We start from the raw sequence: 2,930 nt of genomic DNA, 5'->3' as shown, positions 1-2,930 counted from the left end.
AAGCAAAAGCAAAAGCAAAACACGAGAGCTTTATATGCTAGTTCCCCCATAGTCAGGCATACGACCCAATGGGTCGTTTATGTCAGATTTATGGTAAAGCTGAAATTTTGTATGTACATGATGTAGAAAACAAATAGATATTTTTTATTAGCATAGGTAGGATTAAAAAGACCGCGATGTGCGGTAGAAAAACGACCCATTGGGTCGATATTAAGTTGTTAGCTTTTTCAGGGATGTTGTCAATTAAATCACTTATGAATTTTTTTAAGTATTCAATATTAGTATTAACTATGTGTATCAGTGGTTGTTCCAGTTTGATTTCTAATTATATTTCAAGCCAGCAAAGCTATGGATATGAAAATATTGCCAGTGATAAGGCATTATTTCAGCAAGGTTATGTAAAATCAGAATATTGCTCAGAGAAGCATTCTAATTGTATTAGTTACCTTAAAGCAAAACCTCTTAACGACAAACGTTTTTTGCGCTACGATGTAGCAATTGATGTGAATAAAAAAACTGAAAATATTCATTTGGAATTAACAAAAAAAGAACTACCTAATATTTTCAAGGGAACTATTGTATTGGTTCATGGGTTTAGAGCATCGAAAGAATTTATGGCAAATTCAGCTCTCTATTTTCGGTTCCTTGGTTTTAACGTGATTGCTCCAGATTTACTCGGTCATGGTGATTCAAGTGGCAAAATTAGTTTTGGCGTAAAAAGTGCTCAAATCATTAATGAGTTACTAAAGAATAATGCTGATATAGAATATCCACTCTATGTTTTAGGAAACTCTATGGGGGCTGTTGCAGCCTCTTATTTAGCGAAAGAGAATGATAATATTTCAGGTGTTATTCTTCAGGCTCCAATGACTATATTTGATAAAGCTACCGTTAATTATGCTTTAAGTTATTCTCCTATAATATCAATGTTGTTTTCGGAAAAAACTATACGTCAAAGTGCGATTAAAGCTTTAGATAACGCAAATGTATCTGTTGAGCAAACAGACATTAAGCCAATGTTATCGGGGGTGAATACTCCCGTTATGATTCTTGCGTCAACTAACGATCCTGTTGCACCTTTTGCTTATTTTAAATCTTTATCAAATAATAATGTTTCTGTATTTAAAATAGATAATCGTAGTCACCCAGGGATGAACATAATAGGGAACAAAGAGCATTTTTATATTCAAGAGTGGTTAATATCAAAAGCTAACACATATGAGCCTTCTCGCCGTCAATAGGCAATAGTGATCTTTTGACCGTACTTTACGGTCAATTGTCAAAGCCATTAAAAAGTAATCCTACTTCGTTCGTCTTTGTATCGCAGTTAAGTAAACTTACAGCAAACACATATAGAGGCTCTCTTATTACGGTTTACCCGCTGCCAGACTTGTTGCATCCATTCAGTAGTTTGGGGCACTAGACATTTATCGGTTAACCTCGGCAGGTACTATTCAAGAGTCTGGCTGCAAAGCGCCAGTTAGTTTCAGACTCAACCAAGGTGTAAGTTCACTTCTTAATGGCATTAATGCACGCCAATGAGGTGTCTAATCAAGCGGTCTGGTTTGTATCAACTCAAATTTCTATCAAAGGATTTTTCATCAGTTAACAAACATAGAAATTAGTGAAATTAATAAGCCATCCAGTTAGACGTCGTAGCTCACCTCAATGCGTGGCTAACTCGGTAAAAATCGTTGTTCATCAAACACAGTTTTATTCCTCAACATGAAATACACAGCACGACCTAATTTATGGGCAAGGGCAGATAAAGCCTTTGCTTTGTTCATGCGTCGTTGTAGTTTTTGTAAGTACTTTTGGCCTTTGCTATTACCGCGTAAATACAACACGGCGGCTTCTGAAAATGCCCACTTCAAATGCGCGTTACCAATTTTATTGCCTTGAGTACCGTAGGTTTTCCCAGCGGACTCTGCTTTGCATTTAACGAGTCGGCAATAAGAAGCAAAATGCTGAACGGTATCAAAACGATTGATGTTTCCAATCTCATATAAAATGGTTAACCCTAATATTTGGCCAATACCCGGTACGGTTCTTAATACCGCTAAGTAAGCGGGTTCGTGTTGTTTAGCTTGCTTCTCTATAAACCATTCTACTTTGCTTAATTCTCGGTGATAACACTCCAATAACGCCATGTCTAAATCAATATTGCGTTGAGCAACTTCATCTTTAAAAGTATGTTTAAGGCTTTCTCTGGCCGAAACATTTTTTAAGTTAACGTTGTTAGGCGGTAAGTTGTATTGGCTAGTTGTATTAACCACATGGGCTTTTAAGTCGGCACCGTGACGAACAATACCCGTTCTACGGCGTAATAGATCGCGAGTCGCTCTCATGTGTTTTGGATAAACGTAAGCGACAGGAAAGTTTCCACCTCTCATAAGCGTCGCAATTTTGTATGAATCAATACGGTCGTTTTTGGCTTTACCTCCGTGAATAGCTTTCATATAAAGCGCGTGGCCTAGAATGAATTTAATGCCATGGTCTTCACAAAAATCAGAGACCCAATACCAACAGTGCATACATTCAACCCCGATAACTAAGTCATCTAAATAGGGAGAAATGAGTTCAAGTAATTGTTCAGGATTGGATTTAATTTCTTTGTGTAATACGGTTGCACCGTGAGTATCTAATATGCAAACATAGAGGCTTCTAGCATGTAAATCGATGCCACAATAATGTTGATGCGTGTTATTGTAAAAGTTCATGAGTCTTCTCCATTTTGGTTTGGTCACCTCAAATCTTAGCCGTTGGCTGAGATTTGGGAGGAGGCTCTATAAGTATCAAGTCATTAAAGCAGGACAAATAACAGTTGGCTTTTGCTCCTGCGTCGCTTATTTTAGCCAACAATTATTTGCCTCTTAATGAGGCGTTGGTATTACTCCCCACGTCAAGTTAAAAACACTGATCACTCTTAA

General features: G+C 37.3%; 2 protein-coding genes. One reads left to right on the top strand and one right to left on the bottom strand.

Features of this window, described 5'->3' with window-relative positions; genetic code table 11:
• The first annotated feature begins 176 nt into the window (after window positions 1-176).
• Complete coding sequence (locus tag KO505_RS00010) at window positions 177-1,241, top strand: alpha/beta hydrolase (RefSeq protein WP_216053381.1); 1,065 nt, start codon at window positions 177-179, stop codon at window positions 1,239-1,241.
• A gap of 435 nt (window positions 1,242-1,676) precedes the next feature.
• On the opposite strand, the gene KO505_RS00005 is transcribed toward KO505_RS00010, so the two are convergent.
• Window positions 1,677-2,720: an IS110 family transposase gene (locus KO505_RS00005; protein WP_216053380.1), complete on the bottom strand. Its 1,044-nt coding sequence runs from the start codon at window positions 2,718-2,720 to the stop codon at window positions 1,677-1,679.
• Between the last annotated feature and the right edge of the window lie 210 nt (window positions 2,721-2,930).

Source organism: Psychrosphaera sp. F3M07 (genome assembly GCF_018860345.1).
Lineage (GTDB): Bacteria > Pseudomonadota > Gammaproteobacteria > Enterobacterales > Alteromonadaceae > Psychrosphaera > Psychrosphaera aquimarina.
This window is presented reverse-complemented; position numbering and strand designations above follow the sequence as displayed.